At 64.6% G+C, this 19777-nt stretch carries 18 protein-coding genes and 1 pseudogene; 6 read left to right on the top strand and 13 right to left on the bottom strand.

Annotation, left to right across the window (positions count from 1 at the left end; genetic code table 11):
- Positions 1–35: 35 nt before the first annotated feature.
- Positions 36–182: pseudogene (locus HWY30_RS41855) on the bottom strand (NAD(P)-dependent oxidoreductase); the annotation flags it as partial.
- A 448-nt stretch (positions 183–630) separates the two neighbouring features.
- On the opposite strand from HWY30_RS41855, the gene HWY30_RS26560 reads away from it, so the two are divergent.
- Complete coding sequence (locus HWY30_RS26560; RefSeq protein WP_090800504.1) at positions 631–840, top strand: dodecin; 210 nt, start codon at positions 631–633, stop codon at positions 838–840.
- Between the two features lie 108 nt (positions 841–948).
- Here the strand turns inward: HWY30_RS26560 and HWY30_RS26555 are convergent, their stop codons facing one another.
- From HWY30_RS26555 to HWY30_RS26540, 4 genes are all read right to left on the bottom strand, one after another.
- Positions 949–2043 carry a BMP family ABC transporter substrate-binding protein gene (locus HWY30_RS26555; protein WP_090800506.1) on the bottom strand — a complete coding sequence of 365 codons (1095 nt, stop codon included), beginning with the start codon at positions 2041–2043 and terminating at the stop codon, positions 949–951.
- Between the two features lie 63 nt (positions 2044–2106).
- Entirely contained in the window at positions 2107–3036 is a 930-nt protein-coding gene (locus tag HWY30_RS26550) for an ABC transporter permease (protein WP_090800507.1), read from the bottom strand.
- Positions 3037–3076: 40 nt separating this feature from the next.
- Entirely contained in the window at positions 3077–4183 is a 1107-nt protein-coding gene (locus HWY30_RS26545; protein ID WP_090805345.1) for an ABC transporter permease, read from the bottom strand.
- 93 nt (positions 4184–4276) lie between these two features.
- The gene (locus HWY30_RS26540; protein ID WP_090800509.1) at positions 4277–5875 is read right to left on the bottom strand and encodes an ABC transporter ATP-binding protein; all 1599 of its coding nucleotides are present in this window, start codon (positions 5873–5875) and stop codon (positions 4277–4279) included.
- Between the two features lie 281 nt (positions 5876–6156).
- Here HWY30_RS26540 and HWY30_RS26535 point away from each other — a divergent pair, with 281 nt between their 5' ends.
- Positions 6157–7089 (top strand): LysR substrate-binding domain-containing protein, encoded by a 933-nt coding sequence (locus HWY30_RS26535; protein ID WP_090800510.1) that lies wholly within the window; start codon positions 6157–6159, stop codon positions 7087–7089.
- A gap of 100 nt (positions 7090–7189) precedes the next feature.
- Here HWY30_RS26535 and HWY30_RS26530 read toward each other — a convergent pair whose 3' ends face one another.
- Complete coding sequence (locus tag HWY30_RS26530; protein WP_090800512.1) at positions 7190–8578, bottom strand: 8-oxoguanine deaminase; 1389 nt, start codon at positions 8576–8578, stop codon at positions 7190–7192.
- Positions 8579–9082: 504 nt separating this feature from the next.
- Between HWY30_RS26530 and uraH the strand changes: the two genes are divergently transcribed.
- The 4 genes from uraH to HWY30_RS26510 all read left to right on the top strand — a co-directional run bounded on the left by uraH (position 9083) and on the right by HWY30_RS26510 (position 12657).
- Positions 9083–9436: a hydroxyisourate hydrolase gene (gene uraH / locus HWY30_RS26525; protein WP_090800513.1), complete on the top strand. Its 354-nt coding sequence runs from the start codon at positions 9083–9085 to the stop codon at positions 9434–9436.
- 169 nt (positions 9437–9605) lie between these two features.
- Positions 9606–10799, top strand: coding sequence for a urate hydroxylase PuuD (locus HWY30_RS26520; RefSeq protein ID WP_090800514.1), 1194 nt, complete (start codon positions 9606–9608; stop codon positions 10797–10799).
- A gap of 248 nt (positions 10800–11047) precedes the next feature.
- On the top strand, positions 11048–11314 hold the full coding sequence (locus HWY30_RS26515) for a helix-turn-helix domain-containing protein (RefSeq protein ID WP_090800516.1): 267 nt from the start codon (positions 11048–11050) through the stop codon (positions 11312–11314).
- The gene (locus HWY30_RS26510; RefSeq protein WP_090800517.1) at positions 11311–12657 is read left to right on the top strand and encodes a type II toxin-antitoxin system HipA family toxin; all 1347 of its coding nucleotides are present in this window, start codon (positions 11311–11313) and stop codon (positions 12655–12657) included. Before HWY30_RS26515 ends, HWY30_RS26510 begins: the two co-directional genes overlap by 4 nt.
- Before the next feature lie 95 nt (positions 12658–12752).
- On the opposite strand, the gene HWY30_RS26505 is transcribed toward HWY30_RS26510, so the two are convergent.
- The 7 genes from HWY30_RS26505 to HWY30_RS26475 all read right to left on the bottom strand — a co-directional run bounded on the left by HWY30_RS26505 (position 12753) and on the right by HWY30_RS26475 (position 19396).
- Positions 12753–13265: an ureidoglycolate lyase gene (locus HWY30_RS26505; protein WP_090800519.1), complete on the bottom strand. Its 513-nt coding sequence runs from the start codon at positions 13263–13265 to the stop codon at positions 12753–12755.
- Entirely contained in the window at positions 13262–14272 is a 1011-nt protein-coding gene (gene alc / locus HWY30_RS26500) for an allantoicase (RefSeq protein WP_090800520.1), read from the bottom strand. Before alc ends, HWY30_RS26505 begins: the two co-directional genes overlap by 4 nt.
- 67 nt (positions 14273–14339) lie before the next feature.
- Positions 14340–14861, bottom strand: coding sequence for a 2-oxo-4-hydroxy-4-carboxy-5-ureidoimidazoline decarboxylase (gene uraD, locus HWY30_RS26495; RefSeq protein ID WP_090800522.1), 522 nt, complete (start codon positions 14859–14861; stop codon positions 14340–14342).
- Complete coding sequence (gene puuE / locus HWY30_RS26490; RefSeq protein WP_090800523.1) at positions 14858–15808, bottom strand: allantoinase PuuE; 951 nt, start codon at positions 15806–15808, stop codon at positions 14858–14860. The genes uraD and puuE overlap by 4 nt, the downstream gene beginning before the upstream one ends.
- Before the next feature lie 194 nt (positions 15809–16002).
- Positions 16003–16785 (bottom strand): aspartate/glutamate racemase family protein, encoded by a 783-nt coding sequence (locus HWY30_RS26485; RefSeq protein ID WP_090800525.1) that lies wholly within the window; start codon positions 16783–16785, stop codon positions 16003–16005.
- A gap of 48 nt (positions 16786–16833) precedes the next feature.
- Complete coding sequence (locus HWY30_RS26480; protein WP_090800526.1) at positions 16834–18315, bottom strand: NCS1 family nucleobase:cation symporter-1; 1482 nt, start codon at positions 18313–18315, stop codon at positions 16834–16836.
- A 367-nt stretch (positions 18316–18682) separates the two neighbouring features.
- Positions 18683–19396 carry a GntR family transcriptional regulator gene (locus tag HWY30_RS26475; protein WP_090800528.1) on the bottom strand — a complete coding sequence of 238 codons (714 nt, stop codon included), beginning with the start codon at positions 19394–19396 and terminating at the stop codon, positions 18683–18685.
- Positions 19397–19777 lie beyond the last annotated feature (381 nt).

Below are 19777 nucleotides of genomic sequence, written 5' to 3'. Positions count from 1 at the left end.
ATTTCAACCGGACAGTTGTTCCGGCGCGGCCCGCGTCACCCGCTCGAGCCGCCGCGCGGCGTCTGCAGAATGTCGATGAAGGCCGAAAAATCCGCGTCGGCGAGCCCCATCGCGGCACCCAGTCGCAACAATTGCTGGACCGTCGACGCGACCGGCATCGGCGTGCCCGCCTCGTAGGCGCTCCCCCGCCGCGCCGTCCGCCCCCCGCCCGCCTCGCCGAAATCCGCCACCCGCCGCGCCAGCGCGCGCGTCGCGGCCGGCGCAATGCTCGAATGATCGACGATCCAGCGCATGCGGCGCGGCGCAGCAGGTGCCGGATCATCGGCGCGCCCATCAGGCCGGGGCCGCAAAAACCAGTTTCCACGTTCGAACCTCGTCGGCTATCAGATTGAATCGCTTATGTTGCGTACAGATGATAGCGACCGCGCCAGGCGCTGAAGTCGCGCGATACCGGGCATGCGATGTGCAGTATCGATGGTTCGAGCGGCGGCGTCTGATCCGCCGCGCAGGCGATTGCGCTGGCGAGGGCGCATCTGTCCGTCGGACTGCGCGAACCGTTGCCTATACTTTTTCCATGCACGTTTCCGAGCAGCGTTTTACTGACCAGCGGCGCACACCAAGGAGGAACTCATGTCAGAACACGTTTACAAGAAGATCGAACTGACCGGTTCGTCGAAGAAATCGATCGACGACGCGATCACCACCGCGATTGCCAAAGCGTCGGAAACGCTGCGCAATCTGCACTGGTTCGAGGTCACGGAAACGCGCGGCCAGATCGAGAACGGCAAGGTCGCGTACTGGCAGGTAACGTTGAAGGTCGGCCTGCGCATCGAGGAGTGAGCGGCGACCGCACGACACGCTTGCCCGTTGCCACGCGCAAGCCGCAAACAGAAAAGCTGCGTCCAGGCGGGGCTGGACGCAGCTTTTTTCAACAACGGACCGCCCGATTTACTTCGGCAGCGACCCGTCGACACCCTCCACGTACCAGTTCAGGCGCTGCAGTTCCGGATCGGTCAGCGTCTTGCCTGCAGGCACCTTCACCGTGCCCGACTGATCCTTGATCGGGCCCGTGAACACGTCGCGCTTGCCGCTCGCGAGTTCGTCGCGCTTCGCGGCAACCTGCTTCTGCCCATCGGCCGGAATCGCCGACGTGTTCAGGTCCTCGAGGTTGACGGCCTTCTGCGGAATGCCCCACCACACCGGAGCGTTCGTCCACTTGCCGTCGAGCACCTGCTGGATCACCGCGCTGTAGTACACGCCCCAGTGCGCGACCACCGAGCCGAGATGCGCATCAGGACCGAACTTCTTCATGTCCGAATCCCAGCCGAACGCGTGCACGTGCTTCTCCGACGCGGTCGCGAGCGTCGCGCTCGAATCGGTGTTCTGCAGCAGCACGTCGGCGCCTTGGCCGATCAGCGTTTCGGCGGCCTGCTTTTCCTTGCCCGGATCGAACCAGCTGTTGATCCAGATCACCTTCGTATGCACCTTCGGATTCACCGAGCGCGCGCCGAGCGTGAACGCGTTGATGTTGCGCACCACTTCCGGAATCGGCACCGACGCGACGAAGCCGAGCGTGTTGCTCTTCGTCACGTAGCCCGCGGCGACGCCGGCCAGATACGCGCCCTGGTACATGCGCACGTCGTAGGTGCCGAAGTTCGGCGCCTTCTTGTAGCCGGTCGCGTGCAGGAAGATGGTGTCCGGGAAGTCCTTCGCGACCTTCAGCTCGAAGTCCTGGTAGCCAAAGCTCGTGCCGAAGATGATCTTGTTGCCCTTGTTCGCGAGATCGCGGAACACGCGCTCGGAGTCGGCCGATTCGGGCACGTTCTCGACGCGCGTGATCTTGATCCTGTTGCCGAACTTCGCTTCGGCTTCCCGCGAGCCCTGGTCGTGCGCGTAGGTCCAGCCGGCATCGCCCGGATTGCCGAGATAGACGAACGCGACGCCCGGCACGTCGGCGGCCTGCGCGGTTTGCGCGAGCGGCGCCGCAAGCGCCAGCGACGCCGCACCCCAAGCGAAAGCGGTCAGCAGATTTCTTCTCTTCATGTTTTCTCCCCTGTCGTAATGAGCGAATAGTTTGAGCGGATCGATAAAGGACCTGTGTCGCCGTCAGCCCGCCGAGAAAAACGGCTTGCCGAGCGACGCGGGTGCATTCAGGCGAATCGTGTTCGGATTGCGCGAGATCAGCGCGAGCACGACGATCGTCGCAACGTACGGCAGCATCGCGAGGAACTGCGTCGGCACCGGCACACCGATCGCCTGCGCATAGAACTGCAGCCCCGTCACCGCGCCGAACAGCAGCGAGCCGATCAGCAGTCGCCCAGGGCGCCACGTCGCGAACACCACGAGTGCGAGCGCGATCCAGCCGCGGCCCGAGGTCAGGTTCTCCTGCCACAGGTGCAGATTGACGATCGAATAGTAGCCGCCCGCGAGCCCCGCCATGCCGCCGCCGAACGCGACCGCCCCATAGCGCACGCCGACCACCGGAAAGCCGACCGAATGCGCGACCTGCGGCGATTCGCCGACCGAGCGCAGCACGAGTCCCGCGCGCGTGCGATAGAGGAACCAGCCGATCGCGGCGAACATCAGGAACGCGAGGTAATCGAGCGGCGTGAGGGTAAACAGCGCGGGGCCGAGCACCGGGATGTTCGACAGGCCGGGGATCGTCCACGTATCGATCGTCGCGCGCACCGCCGCCGACGTGTACGGCTTGCCGACGTACGCGGACAGCCCGATGCCGAAGATCGTCAGCGACAGGCCGGTCGCGACCTGGTTGGCGAGCATCGTCAGCGTGAGGAACGCGAACAGCAGCGACATCGCGAGACCGGCGCCGATCGCGGCGAGCACGCCGAGCCACGGGCTGCCGGTGATCGACGTGACCGCGTAGCCGCTGACGGCGCCCATCAGCATCATCCCTTCCACGCCAAGATTGAGTACGCCCGATTTTTCGGCGACGAGTTCGCCGGCGCCCGCGAACATCAGCGGGATCGACGCGGTGATCGCGCTCGACGTGAGCGCGCTGGCTTGCTGGATATCCATATCGAGTCTGAAAGCGGATTTAGCGAGCTGATTGGCAAACTTAACGAGCCACTGCTGCGGCCGAGCGGCGCCGCACGCGGTAGTTCACGAACAGGTCGGCGCCGAGCAGGCAGAACAGCAGCAGCCCCTGGAACACGCCCGAGAGCGCCTGCGGCAATTGCATCGAGGTCTGCACCGCTTCGCCGCCGAGATACAGCAACGCCATCAGCAGACTGGCGAGCACGATGCCGAGCGGATGCAGTCTGCCGACGAACACGACGATGATCGCGGTGAAGCCGTAGCCCGGCGACCACGTCGCCTGCAACTGGCCGATCGGACCGGCAATTTCGCCCATACCGGCGAGGCCCGCGAGGCCGCCGCTAATCAGCAGCGACGTCCAGATCGTCTTCTTGTCGGAGAAACCGGCGTAACGCGCGGCGAGCGGCGCAAGTCCGCCGACGTTCATCCGGTAGCCCGCGAAGCTCTTGCGCATGAACAGCCAGACGAGCGGAATCGCGATCAGCGTGAGGAACACGGACGCGTTCAGGCGCGTGCCACGCAGAAATTTCCAGTGCCAGTCGCCATACAGCGTCGGAAACAGCGCGTCGCCGCTGAACATCTCCGACAGCGGGAAGTTCATGCCCTGCGGATCGCGCCACGGGCCGCTCACGAGATAGATCAGCAGTTGCGTCGCGACGTACGTGAGCATCAGGCTCACGAGAATCTCGTTGGTATTGAAGCGGCTCTTCAGAAACGCCGGAATCGCGGCCCACGCCATGCCGCCGAGGATGCCGGCCGCCATCATGGTCGGCAGGATCCACCAGCCGCTCGCCTGATCGAAATAGATCGCGACGCCGCTCGCCGCGATGCCGCCGAGCAGCATCTGCCCTTCGGCGCCGATGTTCCACACGTTCGCGCGATAGCCGATCGCGAGACCGAGGCCGATCAGGCACAGCGGCGACGCCTTCAGCAGCAGCTCCGACCAGCCGTTGATGCTCGACAGCGGCTCGATGAAAAACCCGTGCATCGCCTGCAACGGGTCGCGGCCGACGAGGCCGAAGATCAGGAAGCCGATCGCGAGCGTCAGCAACGCGGCGATCAGCGGCACGGCGAGCTGCATCGTGCGCGACGGCGACGTGCGGGCTTCGAGTCGATAGGGAAGCATCATGGGTAGCGTGTATGTGTTCGGGTTCTGTTCTTCAGGGTCCGCATTCGCGTGCGTGGTTAGCGTGTTGGCGTGGCCGGCGGGCAACGCCTCGCCTCATGCATGCGCCGGTTGATCCGCCGCGGGCGCCGCGCCCTCGCGGTCGCCGAACAGCCCCGCCATCCAGCGGCCGATTTCCTCGGCGTTGGTCGCACCGGTCGCGCGCACCGGCGAAAGCCGCCCGCCCGCGAGCACCGCGATGCGATCGCAGATATCGAACAGCTCTTCCAGTTCCTCCGAGATCACCAGAATCGCAACGCCGCGCGCCGACAGATCGAGCAGTTGCTGACGGATGAACGCCGACGCGCCGACATCGACGCCCCACGTCGGCTGCGCGACCACGAGCACCTTCGGCGCCTGCAAAATCTCGCGGCCCATGATGTATTTCTGCAGATTGCCGCCCGACAGACTTTGCGCGAGCGCGTCGGGGCCGCCGCAGCGCACGTCGAACGCGTCGATGCAGCGCTTCGCGAATGCGCGCATCACACCCGTTTTGATCCAGCCCGAGTTGACCATGCTCTGCCGGTGCGCGGTGAGCAGCGCGTTGTCGGCGAGGCTCATCGCCGGCACCGCGCCGCGGCCGAGCCGCTCTTCAGGCACGAAGCCGAAGCCGAGCGCGCGCCGCCCGCCCGCGCCGAGGCGCGCGGCCGGTTTGCCGCAGATCGTGATCGCGTCGGCCGGCAGGCTGCGTTGTTCAGCGCGCTTCTCGCCGGACAACGCCGCGAGCAGTTCCGCCTGCCCGTTGCCCGACACACCGGCAATGCCGAAGATCTCGCCCGCATGCACGCTGAACGACACGTCGCGCAACGAGGTGCCGAACGGATCGTCGCTCGCGACCGACAACTGCCTGACGTCGAGCAGCACCGCGCCCGGCTTGTGCTCGCGCCGCGTGTAGTCCGGCAGCGAGTGGCCGACCATCAACTGCGCGAGCGATGCATGCGTCTCGTTCTTCGGCGTCACATGGCCGGTCACGCGACCGCCGCGCATCACCGTCGCGGTGTCGCACAACTCCTGGATTTCGTCGAGCTTGTGGCTGATGTAGAGGATGCTGCAGCCCTCGGCCGCGAGCCGGCGCAGCGTCGTGAAGAGCTTGCGGACCGCCTGCGGCGTCAGCACCGAGGTCGGTTCGTCCATGATCAACAGACGCGGATTCTGCAGCAGGCAGCGCACGATCTCGACACGCTGCCGCTCGCCGACGGTGAGGCTGTGGACATGCCGCTGCGGATCGATGTCGAGCCCGTAGTCGGCCGACACCTCGCGAATGCGTTTGGCCAACGTCTTCAGATCGAACGGTTCGTCGAGCGCGAGCGCGATGTTTTCGCCGACCGTCAGCGTCTCGAACAGCGAGAAGTGCTGGAACACCATGCCGACGCCGAGCTTGCGGGCGGCCGCCGGACTCGCGATGTCGACCGTCTCGCCTTCCCAACGGATCTCGCCGGCGTCGGGTCGCACGGCGCCGTAGATGATCTTCATCAGCGTGCTCTTGCCCGCGCCGTTCTCGCCGAGCACCGCGTGGATTTCGCCGGGCGCGACGACGAGCGTGACTTCGTCGTTGGCGCGCACGGCCGGGTACTGCTTCGTGATGCCCGTCAGCGCGAGCCGAGGCACCGCCTGGCCGGTGAGTTGCGCGCCGTCGCTAAGTGGAGTGTCGCTCATGAGATTCCGTAGTGCGTTCGTGACGCTGCTTGCCGCCTGCTTGCCGCCGGATTGCCGCCGGATTGCGGACTATCGGTCCGCCCCGCCGGCGGGCGATCCGTCACCACAACCGGATGACAATACCTAATTCGCCCCACTCAGTCGAGTTGACAAAATTCCCGCAAACCCCCGCCGCTACAAGCTCTGCGGGTATGTCGCCCTTGACGCCGTTTTTCGTCCATATTAAAACGCATATACCCTCACGTTAGTTCGATCAGCCTGCACATATATTCGGAGAATCCATGAGCCAGCAACGCGAGGCGATCGACACGTACCTGCTGCGCGTGTTGCACACGCTACTGATGGAGCGCAGCGTCACCCGCGCCGCCGTCAAACTGAACCAGTCCCAACCCGCCATCAGCGCGGCGCTGCGCCGTCTGCGCGACATCACCGGCGACCCGCTGCTGGTGCGCGGCAAGTCCGGCATGGTGCCGACCGAGTACGGTCTGCGCCTGCTCGAACCGGTGCAGAACGCGCTGCGCGAAATCGAGCGCATCAAGTTCCAGCAGCACAACTTCGATCCAGCCACGTCGATCCGCTGCTACCGGATCGGCTGTCCCGACTACCTGAACGTGCTGTTCGTGCCGACGGTCGTCGAACGTTTCCGCAAGGCCGCACCGAACGCGACGCTCGAATTCCATTCGCTCGGCCCCGCGTTCGACTACGAACTCGCGCTCGAGGACGGCAAGCTCGACATCGTGGTCGGCAACTGGCCGGAGCCGCCCGAGCAGTTGCATCTGTCGAACCTGTTCGTCGATCAGATCGTGTGCCTGATGAGCAACACGCATCCGTTCGCCAAACGCGGCGGGCTCACGCTCGACCAGTACCTGAACGCGCCACATCTCGCGCCGACGCCGTATTCGGTCGGCCAGCGCGGCGCGATCGACGTGCATCTCGCGCGCGAGCGGCTCAAGCGCCATGTGGTCGTCACGTTGCCCTACTTCAATCTCGCGCCGTACGTGCTGATCAAATCCGATCTGATCTTCACGACGACGCGCCTCTTTGCCGACTACTACGCGAAGTTCCTGCCGCTGACCGTGATGCCCGCGCCGCTCGACTTTCCGCCGATGCAGTACTACCAGCTGTGGCACGAGCGCGTGCATTACTCCGACGAAGTGCGCTGGCTGCGCGGCGTGGTTGGCGAGGCGACCCGGACGTTGATCGACAAGTGCTGACGCCGCATGCGGCGCCGATCGCACTGGCGCCGCCGCTCATGGATCAGCGACTCGCGGCTTGCGCGCGGCGCGGCGCGAGTGCCGCCCGTTCCGCTCGAGCTCAAGCGGCCGCCTCGTAAAGCTGCCGCGCGAGCGCGTTATGCCGCTCGATCACCGGCCCGAGTTCGAGCGTCGCCAACTGCCCATTCTTCACCACCACCTTGCCGTCGATCACGCTATAGCTGACCTGCGACGGCGCGCAGAATACCAGAGCCGCCACCGGATCGTGCAGCGCGCCGGCAAAATGCGGCTCACGCAGATCGAACGCGACGAAATCCGCGGCCATGCCGGGGGCGAGCGCGCCGATGTCGTCGCGATTGAGCACGCGCGCACCACCCAGGGTCGCGATTTCGAGCGCCTCGCGCGCGGTCATCGCATCGGGCCCAAAACCGACGCGCTGCAGCAACAGCGCCTGGCGCACTTCGGCGACCATCTGCGCACCGTCGTTCGACGCCGAGCCGTCGACGCCGAGCCCAACCGGCACGCCCGCGAGCCGCATGCGCTTGACCGGCGCGATGCCCGACGCGAGCCGCATGTTCGAGCACGGACAGTGCGCGACGCCGGTGCCGGTGCGCGCGAACAGCGCAATGCCCGCGTCGTCGAGTTGCACGCAGTGCGCATGCCATACGTCATGGCCGACCCAGCCGAGATCGTGCGCATACTCGGCCGGCGTCATGCCGAACTTCTCGCGGCTGTACGCGACGTCGTTGAGGTTCTCCGCCAGATGCGTATGCAGCGACACGCCGTACTGGCGCGCGAGCGCCGCCGATTCGCGCATCAGGTCGCGGCTCACCGAAAACGGCGAGCACGGCGCCACGACGACGCGCAGCATGGAGTAGCGCCCATCGTCGTGATACGTCTCGATCAGACGCTGCGTGTCTTTCAGGATGTCCGCTTCGCGCTCGACCACCGAATCGGGCGGCAGGCCGCCGTCCTTGCGTCCCACGCTCATGCTGCCGCGCGCCGCATGAAAGCGCATGCCGATTCGGCGCGCGGCCGCGATGCTGTCGTCGAGACGGCTGCCGTTCGGATAGATATACAAATGGTCGCTCGACGTCGTGCAGCCCGACAGCAGCAGCTCGGCCATCGCGGTCAGCGTCGATACTTCGATCATGTCAGGCGTGAGGTTCGCCCACACCTTGTACAGGCTCGTGAGCCAGCCGAACAACTCGGCGTTCTGCGCGGCGGGAATCGCGCGCGTGAGGCTCTGGTACATGTGGTGATGCGTGTTGACGAGGCCCGGAATCACGAGATGGCCGTGCAGGTCGAGTATCTGGTCGGCCGATTGCGGCAGTTGCGCGGTCGGTCCGACCGCGACGATCCGGTTGTCCTCGATATACAGCCCGGCGTCGCGCAGTTCGCGCCGCTCGTCATCCATCGTGACCAGCACGTCCGCGTGCTTCACGAGCATCGTCTTACCGGGTTGTTTCAGTGCTTCATTCATCGTCATTCGTCTGTCCGCCTGATTGCCTGCATGCAAAGCCGTTCGAACGCGATGCGGCGGCACGCCACCGTGCCGTCGCGTTCCGTTGAACGCCATTGGCCCGGTTACCCAGCGTGAGTCGCCGTCTTCGGGGTTGTCCGTGCCAAAGGCCTGCCTTTGCACGGGTGGGTCGCGCCGCACAGCGCTTACCTTCGGTAGCCAAAATCCCGCTGACAACCCGCGCGGTTGCGATACCCAACTTCACACCGCCAATATAGTGGTGCATTTTTGGCGCCGGTACGATCGGCCGATGAGCCGGCGCGGCTTTCGTCTGGCTGTCCATCATGCGCGAACTATTATCTTTCCTATCGCTCGCGCTCGGGACAGAGCATCCTTTCTACAATGGCTGCCACGGCGCTCGCTTCGATTCGCCGACGGGTATGTAGCCACTGACGTGGAGCCTCGATCCGCCGCAAACGTAATGGATCGGGCCGCCGCCGACACCTCGCATTCACACAAGGACAATTGCGAATGGGCAAGCTCACTACCCACGTGCTCGACACCGCGAACGGCCGTCCCGGCGCAGGCATCAAGGTCGAACTCTTCGCGCTCGCGGGCGACACGCGCCGCGCGCTCAAAACCACGCTCACCAATCACGACGGCCGCTGCGACGAGCCGCTGCTCGAAGGCGACGCGCTCGTCGCGGGCGAGTACGAACTCGTGTTCGGCGCGGGCGACTACTTCGCCTCGCTCGGCACGAAGGTGCCGGAACCACGCTTCGTCGATCGCGTCGTGCTGCGCTTCGGCGTCGCCGATGCCGACGCGCACTATCACGTGCCGCTGCTGGTGTCGCCGTTTTCGTACAGCACGTATCGGGGCAGCTAGCCCTGCTGGATGCGAGCCGCGTCCGAACCGGCGCGAACAGACCTGGACAGGCACAACGCCCCGCGATACCCATAACAACCCGCGCTGCGTCTTCTATCCGCAGTCGGCGCGATGACCGACGACGTCGAACGTCATCGCGCGCGCAACGAATCAGAAGTGGAGGAGTTTCATGGAAGGCTTTATCACCGACTGGTTGAACCTCGCGATTCGCTGGTTCCACGTCGTCGCCGCCATTGCATGGATCGGCGAATCGTTTTATTTCGTCGCGCTCGACAACAGCCTGAAGCCGCCGACCGATCCGAACCAGCGCCGTCGCGGCGTGTTCGGCGAGCTGTGGCACGTGCACGGCGGCGGCTTCTACAACATGCAGAAGTACACGGTCGCGCCGCCCGAAATGCCCGAAGACCTGCACTGGTCGAAATGGCCGTCGTACACGACGTGGCTGTCGGGCTTCGGTCTCTTTACCGTGCTGTATCTGTTCTCGCCGAGCACCTACCTGATCGACAGGAACGTGCTCGACATGGGGCCGGTGGTCGCCGTCGCCTCGGCAATCGGCTTCCTCGGGGCCGGCTGGATCGTCTACGACTCGCTGTGCCGCATTCTCGGCACACGCGACAAACTTCTCGGCATCTGCGTCGGCGTTTATGTGCTGATCGCGGCGTATCTCGCCTGCCATATCTTCGCGGGCCGCGCAGCGTATCTGATCATGGGCGCGATGCTCGCGACAATCATGTCGGCCAACGTGTTCTTCGTGATCATTCCGGGCCAGCGCAAGATGGTCGACGCGATGCTGAAGGGCGACACGCCGAACCCGATCTACGGTAAGCGCGGCAAGCAGCGCTCGGTGCACAACACGTATTTCACGCTGCCGGTCGTGTTCGCGATGCTGTCGAACCACTACGCGATGACCTACACGCATCCGTACAACTGGGCGGTGCTCGTCGTCATCATGCTGGCCGGCGCGCTGATCCGTCAGTTCTTCGTGATGCGCCATCGCGGCCAGGTGTTGTGGTATCTGCCGATCGTCGGCGTCGCGCTGATGTGCACGGCACTCGTGTGGACCATGCCGCGTCCGGTGGTGCCGCAGGCGCAGGCCGCCAACGCGCCGACGCTGAAGGTCGCCGACATCGCGCCGGTGCTGCAGCAGCGCTGCGTGGCCTGCCACTCCGCGCATCCGACGATGATGGGCAGCGCGCCCGCCGGCGTGCTGATGGATACGCCCGACGAAATTTCGCAGAACGCGCAGCGCATTTACCAGCAGGCGGTCACGTTGAAGGCGATGCCGCTCGGCAACGTCACGCATATGACCGACGACGAGCGGATGAAGATCGCCGCGTGGTTCGAAGGCGGCGCGGCGAAGTAAGGACGTCTGTCCGGATCACGGAGCCGGTGCCGAGGCAGAGGCTGGAGTGCGAAGCGGGCTTGTCGCGAGAGCGGCAAGCCCGTTGTTGTTTGGGAAGGTGACGTGCGGAATTTGTCGCCCTTGGGCTACAAAAATTGGCAAAGATACATAAAATGTAGCCTTGGAGACACAAATACGAATAACCTTGTTGTGTCTCTTGGGCTACAATAAATGTCAAATACGTTGAGTTTGACGCCCTGAGGCTACAAATGACCACCCTCGCCGATGTCTCGGACATGCTGAAAGCCGTGCGACGCGACAGCAAACTATCGCAGGAAGAACTTGGGCGCCGCGCGGGCGTGGCCCGCACGACCGTCGCGCGGATGGAAACCCTCGCCAGGAACGATATGAGCGTGTCCGTGCTCGTGCGCCTGCTCGAGGTTGCCGGTTACGACCTCAAGTTCGTCGCGCATGGACATGGCCGCACGCTGGAAGACATCCTCGCTGAACAGCGCAGCCCGGACGCGCAGCCATGAAGCTCGACGTTCAGGTGCTAGGCAAGAACGTTGCCACGCTGTTTCGCGAGCGCGACGACTATGTCCTCAAATATAACGGCGATGCGAGCGCGGCCGACTTCGTCAGCCTGACGATGCCGGTGCGCGAAGAGCCTTGGCGCTGGCCACGCGACCTGCATCCGTTTTTCCGGCAGAACCTGCCTGAAGGCTATCTGCTGAATCTGATCCGCGAGCAATTCGGGCCCTTGCTCGACGGAACCGACCTGTCACTGCTCGCCGTCGTGGGCTCGATGGGGATCGGCCGGGTCACCGTGACGCCCGAAGGCGTGGCGCCGGGCACCGAACTCCAGGCGCTCGACGTCCAGCACATCCTGCACGGCGACAACACCGCCGAACATTTCGCGCAACTCGTACGTGAATACGCGCGAGCGGCCATTTCGGGCGTCGTGCCGAAGTTCATCGCGCCGCAGGCGCAGTCTGCCGCATCGACACCGGTGCAGCTCGGTAAGCCGACGATTCGAACGAGCCGTCACATCGTCAAAGGTTCGGACGACAACACGCCCTTTCTCGGTTTCAACGAGTTCCATTCGATGCGGGTGCTGGAGCGGCTGGGAGTGGCGCCCGTTGCGCGCACGCGGATGTCGGACGATGGCAGGGCGCTCGTCGTCGAGCGCTTCGATGTCGACGCGCAGGGACTGCCGGCGTATGGCGTCGAAGACTTGTGCGGTCTGCTCGGCTTGCCGCCGCACGAAAAATACCATTCGACGAGCGAGAAAATGCTCAACGCGGCAAGAGCGTATCTGCTCGATCGCGACACCATGCGGATGCAACTCCAGCAGCTCGGCTGGCATTTGCTGACGAACTACGTCGTGCGCAATGCGGACTGCCACACCAAGAACGTCGCACTGTTCTATACCTCGGTCGACGACGTTGCGTTCACGCCCGTCTACGATGTCGTGACGACCCAGGCTTATCCGCGCTTCGCAGCCAATCCGCCCGGGCTGCCTGTCGACGGCCGCAAAACCTGGGCAGCCGGTAAAACGCTGGAACGATTTTTCAACACACGCATGGGCATCGCCCCGCGGCAATATGCGCAGATGGTTGAAGCGCTGTGCGACTCCGCTGTCGACGTCGGCCACGAGTTGATCGAAGCAGCGCGCAACGAACCGCAGTGGCGTGCGCTCGCCAAGCAGATGCTGCATGCATGGGACGACGGCATGACATCGCTGCGCTCGCCGAAGAAAAGCCTGCAATTCAGGGGGCTCAAGCCGGCCATCGAAGCAGCGGGATTTTCGGCGCCGGAGCCGCCCGAACGGTCAAGGGAAGTCATTGGGCATTCGCCGCTGCTTGGCAGGCGCAAGTGATCGCCATCCATGCAAAAAAGCCCACGACGTAACGCACGTCGCGGGCCTGTTCTTCGAACCACAACGCTGCCGGCGACCCGGCAGCAGCAACGCCATCAAAACGCCACCGCGCTCAGCGCATCTTCCGTGAGCCACAGCGACTCCGCCAGATCCTGCTCGTTCAGATTGAGCCCCTCGCCGCCACGATCGACGACGATAAAGTCGCTCGTCTCGCCCAATGCGATCAGCGGATGGTGCCACACGCCTTTCGCGTAGTTGACGCCCTGCCAGCCAGTGGTGACGAACGCGCGGATCTTCTTCGTGTCGAGTTCGCCCGCGGGCGCGACGACGACCAGATACGGCTTGTCGTTGAGCGGCACGAACGCCTGGCTGCCAAGCGGATGACGCTCGAGCATCTTCACTTCGAACGGCAGCGTGCGCGGCTGGCCACGAAACAGATTGACGAGCGTGCGGCCGTGCTCGTCGGCCACGTCGACTTTCGCGAGGTCGTGATAGCGGATCGTCGTGCCGAGGTTGATCGGAATCTGCTTCGCGCCTTCGAGTTCGATCACGTCGCCGAATGCGGCGAACGCCGCTTTCGTCAGCGCTTCGATGGCGAGCGTTTTCATTCGAGCGTACCCCACAGACGCAGACGCGACACGCCGCCGTCCGGATAGATGTTGAAGCGCACATGCGTAACGGGCCCGAGCGCCGCGATCTCGCTCTCGAAGAAATGCTGCTCGTCCATCTGCAGTTTCTGTTCGCCGAGCAGCACCGGCCAGAACATCGCCTGCGTGACGAGCGAGCTGTCGGTCCCGCCCTTCACGGACGCGGCCTGGATCGAACAGCGATCCGGATAATTGCCCTTGAAGTGCGCGGTGTCGACTTCGATCTTGCGGATCACGCCCGGCTGCGCGAGCGCGATGATCGCCCAGTCGTTGCCCGGCTCGCGACGACGACGCGTTTCCCAGCCGTCGCCCATATTCACGCCGCGACCCGGCATCAGCAGCGTCGAGGCCGCGCCGAAGTGCTGGTTGTTCGCGCCGACCAGATACGCGCCGTTTTCCATCGCCGCGAGATCGAACTGCTCGGTGCGGCTCGCGCCGGCCCAGTCGACCTGCGGCTGACCGTAAACACGCAGACGCGCGATGCCGCCGTCCGGATAGATGTTCACGCGCAGATGCGTATACGCGCTCGCGTCGCCGACTTCGAGGTAGTGGTGGCTATTGCCCTGCAACGTGGTCGACGGCACGATCTCGGTCCATTGCGTCGCCTGATTCGGCTCGCCATCCGCAACGCGCGCCGCTTCCACCGACGCCGCCGGCGGGAAGTTGCCGGTGAAGTGGCTCGTGTCGAGGTCGAGTCCCTTGATCACGCCGGGCCGCGCGAGCTTGACGATGCACCAGTCGTAGCCGGTCGTGCGCTTGCGACGCGTTTCCCAGCCGTCCATCCACTTGCCGTTGTCGTCGTACTTGCCCGGAATGAAGACGGCCGGTTCCGGATTCAGCATGCGGTCCTTCGGCGCGAAGAATTCGTCGCTGGCCTCGAGCGCCTGCGCGCCCAGACGCGGGTCCGCCAGGTTCACGTAACGGCGCGTGAATTCCGGTGCGTTGGGGTCGAGAATCGGAAGTGCCATCTTTGTCGTCCTTGAGATCGATTGGTGCGGGAAAAACGTTACGGCTCGCTGCGTGACGCAATGCGCGTCACGCGCCGATCAGGTCGTCGAGCCGCAAACGTGCAATGCGATAGATCTGATCGAGGCTCGCGCGCAGTTCGTCGGCGCGGCTGTTGTTCACGCGCGATTCGAAGTCCGCGATGATGCCGTGGCGGTCGTAGCCGCGCACCGCGAGAATGAACGGAAAACCGAATTTCTCGCGATACGCTTGATTGAGCGCATGCAGCTTGTCGAACTCTTCCTGCGTGCATTGCGCGAGACCCGCGCCGCTTTGCTCGCGCGTCGACTCGGCGGTCAGCTCGCCGCGCACCGCGGCTTTGCCGGCCAGCTCCGGGTGCGCGTTGATAAGCGCGAGCTGCTTGTCCTCGCCAGACGTTTCGACGATCTGCGACATCCTGCGATGCAGCTCGTCGATGCTCGCGAACGGCCGCTCCCGCGCCGCGACTTCGGCGACCCACGGCGAGTGCTCGAAGATGCCCGACAGCGCCGCGACGAACGCGTCGGTCGAGATCCTGTTGAGTTGGTCCAGGGTGTATTGCATCGCCTTCATGCCGCAGCCTCGCGGTTGTCTTGCTGGTAAGGATGAGTTTCGTGCCAGTGCCGCGCGATATCGACGCGCCGCGACACCCACACGCGATCGTGCTGCTCGATGTGGTCGAGAAAGCGCTGCAGCGCCCGGAAACGCCCCGGCCGCCCGAGCAGCCGGCAGTGCATGCCGATCGACAGCATCTTCGGCACTTCGTCGCCCTCTTCGTACAGCACGTCGAATGCGTCGCGCAGGTAGGTGAAGAAGTGGTCCGCGGTGTTGAAGCCTTGCGGGGTGGCGAAGCGCATGTCGTTGGTGTCGAGCGTGTACGGCACGATCAGTTGCGGCACGGTCTTGCCGCCCGCCACCTCGACGTCCATCCAGAACGGCAGGTCGTCGCCGTAGTAATCGGAGTCGTACAGGAAGCCGCCATATTCGGCGACCAGCCGATGGGTATTCGGACTGTCGCGGCCGGTGTACCAGCCGAGCGGCCGCACGCCGGTCACGCGCTCGATCGCCTCCATGCCGAGGCGCATGTGCTGCGCCTCCTCCTCCGGCGACATGTCCTGATAGTGAATCCAGCGATAGCCGTGGCACGCGATCTCATGTCCGAGTTCGACGAACGCCCGCGCAACTTCTGGATGCCGTTCGATCGCCATGCCGACGCCGAACACCGTCAGCGGCAGGTCGCGCCTTTCGAATTCGCGCAGAATGCGCCACACGCCCGCGCGCGAGCCGTATTCGTAGATCGACTCCATGCTCATGTGCCGCGCCGGATACGCCGCCGCGCCCACGATCTCCGACAGGAACTGCTCGGAAGCGGGATCGCCGTGCAGCACGCAGTTTTCGCCGCCCTCTTCGTAATTGAGGACGAATTGCACCGCAACGCGCGCTCGCCCCGGCCAGTTCGGATGCACCGGGTGGCGGCCGTAGCCGATCAGATCGCGCGGGTAGTTCGGGTCGAGTGGCATGGTTTGACGGATGCGTAGTGACGGGACCAGGAATGCGCGTGAACGCGGTTCGAAACCCCTCGACAACGATGCGGGGTTCACACGTGTAGCCACGCAACGGGCGGCTTCAGCGGCTGCGGAAACCGCAGCGCCGAGTTGACCCAGTGTAGCGAAAACACCCCGGTGCGCCCATACAGCCGGGCAGATAGTGCGTGTTACAGCGAGTGTATGTGCGAGTCCGCCGACTCGGCGTTTACCCGCAGCGGACCGGGGCTGAACGACGCGAGCGCGCCGTCGTAGCGCTTCGCGAGCGGCCGCGCGTAGTCGCCGCGCTTGGCCGTCGCGAGACGCAGCGTCACCAGCGCCTCGGTCCATTTGACGGCCGCCGTCACGCCTTCGATCACCGGCGCGCCGAGCGCATCCTCGATCTCCGCGCACAGCTCGGCCATGCCCGCGCAGCCGAGCACGATCGCGTCCGAGCCGTCCTCGGCGAGCGCGCGCCGGCATTCGTCGAGGATGATGCGGCGCGCCGCCGAGCCCGGCTGGTCGAGATCGAGCACGGCGACGTCGGTCGCACGCACGTTGCGGCAGAAGCGCTTCATGCCGTAGCGCTCGGCCAGATGCCAGGCCATGCCGCAGGTGCGCGCGAGCGTCGTCACGACCGAAAAGCCCGGCGCGAGCACGCTCGCCGCGTGCATCGCCGCCTCGGCGATGCCGATCACCGGGCCGCGCGCCAACTCGCGGGCCGCATAGAGACCGGGGTCGCCGAAGCACGCGATCACGTAGCCGTCACAGCCGTCCCGTTCGCCCGCCTCGACTTCGGCGAGCAGACCGGGCGTGGCGAGCGCTTCGTCGTAATAGCCCTCGATCGACGGCGGCCCCATCGTCGGATTGACGGCGATCACTTCGGTGCCGGGCGCGGCGACGTCGCGCGCGCAGCGCCCCATCGCCTCGGTCATGCGGCGCGTCGTGTTCGGATTGATCAGTTTGATACGCATGGCGACTCCTGTTCGACTCGTTATTGCAGCGACGAAAGCCCGTGAAACTCAGCGTGCGAGCATCCGGTAAAACAGCATGCCGAGTCCCGCGCCGATGAACCACGAGAAATTCGCGCAGCCGTCGAGCCCCGGCACCATCACGCAGATCACCGCGATCAGCGCGGCCGGCAGCAACGCGGCCACCGCGCGATAGTTGACGCCGTTGCGATACCAGTACGAGCCGCTCGGCGCGACCGTGTACAGATCGTCGAGCACGATCTTCTGACGCTTGACGAGGTAGAAGTCGACGATCAGGACGCCGTACAAAGGCCCGATGAAGCTGCCGAGCACGTCGAGCGTGTAGTGGATCACGGCCGGATTGTTGAACAGGTTCCACGGCGTGATGAACACCGACGCGACCGCCGCGAGCATGCCGCCCGCGCGCCAGCTAATCAGACGCGGTGCAACGTTCGAGAAGTCGAAGGCCGGCGACACGAAGTTCGCGACGATGTTGATGCCGATCGTCGCGATCGTGAAGGTCAGCGCGCCGAGAATTACGGCCATCGGATAGTCGATGCGGCCCACCGTCTCGACCGGGTCCGTAATCAGTTCGCCGAACACCGGCAGCGTGGCCGCGGTGGTGATCACCGTGACGAGCGAGAACGCGAGGAAGTTGACCGGCAGGCCCCAGAAGTTGCCGCGCTTGACGCTGCGAAAGCTCCTGCCGTAGCGCGAGAAGTCACCGAAATTCAGCATTGGTCCGGAGAAGTACGACACCACCAGCGAAATCGCCGTGATCATCACCGGCACCACTTCCATGCCGTGATATTTGACGCCGCCGAGGTTGATGCCGATGTTGCGCCAACCCGCGCGATACACCATGTAGCCGGCGAGAATGAACATCACGACGTAGACGGCTGGCCCGGCGAAGTCGATGAACTTCTTGATGGTCTCCATGCCGTGCCAGAACACCAGCGCCTGCAGTACCCACAGCAGCATGAAGCCCGCCCAGCCGAGCGTCGACAGACCGAGCAGGCCATGCCGATGCACGTCCGCGTACGGCAGCAGTTGCGGCACGAACTTCAGCACGACGATCACGAGCGCGCTCGACGCGAGATAGGTCTGGATGCCATACCACGCGACCGCGATCAGGCCGCGGATCACTGCGGGGACATTCGCGCCGAGCACGCCGAAGGTCGCGCGGCACGCGACCGGATACGGCACGCCGTTCAGTTGGCTCGGCTTCGCGATCAGGTTGCACAGCACGTTCACGAGCGTGATGCCGATCAGCAGCGACACCAGCACCTGCCAGCTCGTCAGGCCGAGCGCGAACAGACTCCCCGCGAATACATAGCCACCCACGCTATGCACGTCCGACATCCAGAACGCGAAGATGTTGTACGCGCTCCAGTTCTGCGCGCGCAGCGGCGCGAGGTCCTTGTTGTAGAGCCGCTCGCTGTAGCCGGCCGGCATCGACGGATCGGTTTGAGCCGTGCCGTCCGGATAGTTGGAGATGGGGTGACTGCCTGGCGCTGCACTGAACTGAGCCATGATTCCTCCTTTGGATAGGGACCGTCGAAAGAGCATCGACGGACATTGCATCGGCCATGCCAGTTGCTCGCTTCTCGTCCCGCATGGGTCGAAGAAGTCGGCGTCGTGGTCCCGGACCGTGCCGCGCGTGTCTCCGTACTGACGTACTTGTGGTTGTCGCATCGCCAGCCGCCGCGGCTTTCCGGCGATGCGTCGCTACCCGAGCTCCGTCGTCTCGCGACGGACGTGCGTGTTCAGGCCGGCGGCGCTCATGCGAGGCCGCCTGGCCGTGCATCTATCGGTTCAGTTCAATTCAGTGCGGCGCGCACCACGAACGGGCGCTCGCCTGCTGCTTGCCTCAGCCTGGGGTGGAGTCGGCTTCGGCTGTCTAGGTGGATGCTTCTTTCGACGCAAGCGCGCCGAATACTTCATGCAGATCCGCTGCCCCGCGCGCGGGGCGCTCCAGCATCTTCAACTCGACGCTTTGCAGATGGTGAGACATCAGCGCGGCCGCCTGCTTCGCATCGCCGGCGTCGAGCGCGGCGAGAATCGCTTCGTGGTCCTCGAACGAGCACGGGCTGCGTCCGAGCGATTCGTACAGCGCGGAAATCAGCGTGGAACGCGCGACCAGCCCGTTCAGGCAATCGCACAACACTGAGTTGCCGGTCAGGTTCGCGAGCTCCGTATGAAACTCGCCCGACAAGCGGATCCATGCCGGAAAATCCCGCGTTTCGAATGCCCTGCGTTCCCGGCCGATCATGCCGCCGATGTTCTTCAGACGCCGCATGCCGTGTCCGCTACAGATCTTTTCGACGACGGCCAGCTCGATGATGCGGCGCATTTCGAACACCTCGTGCACCTCCTGCAACGACGGACTCGCGACGAACGCGCCACGATTCGGCTCGAGATCGACGAGGCGCTCACTCGCCAGCTGCGACAGCGCCTGGCGGATGGGGCCGCGCTTCACACCGAATACTTCGCATAGCTGAGCTTCGGTGAGCTTCGCGCCGGGTGCCAGCCGGTGCTCGAGGATCGCCGCGCGGATGCGCTCGGCGATTGCTTCGGGCTTCGAACTGTTCGCGACGGATTCGGGGTCGGACATGGTTGGCGTCTCGGTATGTTGGTCATCATAGGACGGACACAAATATTGTCAACAATTTTTGCGTCGATTTTCGACAGTTTTTGTGCTGCGTTGCGTCAGCGAAAGGCTGCGAGCCAAGCTGCTCGGCTGTCTGGCGGGAATCTTACCCGGTTTTGATAATGCCAAGACGAGTACGGGCAGCCAGTTTTTGTCAACAAAAACTGAAAACATTGGCGACGGGTGCGGGAGGTGGTGAGTGTGGAAATGCTGACAGTTAGTTGCGTTACTGACGATCGGGTAGGAGGCGGGGTTGCCCCCGCCGTCCTCCCACAACACCGGACGTACGGATCACGTATCCGGCGTTTCCTGACGACTGGATTGCTCCAGCGAGCTTCGTTTCGT

It is taken from the genome of Paraburkholderia tuberum STM678 (assembly GCF_902833905.1).
Taxonomy (GTDB): domain Bacteria; phylum Pseudomonadota; class Gammaproteobacteria; order Burkholderiales; family Burkholderiaceae; genus Paraburkholderia; species Paraburkholderia tuberum.
This window is presented reverse-complemented; position numbering and strand designations above follow the sequence as displayed.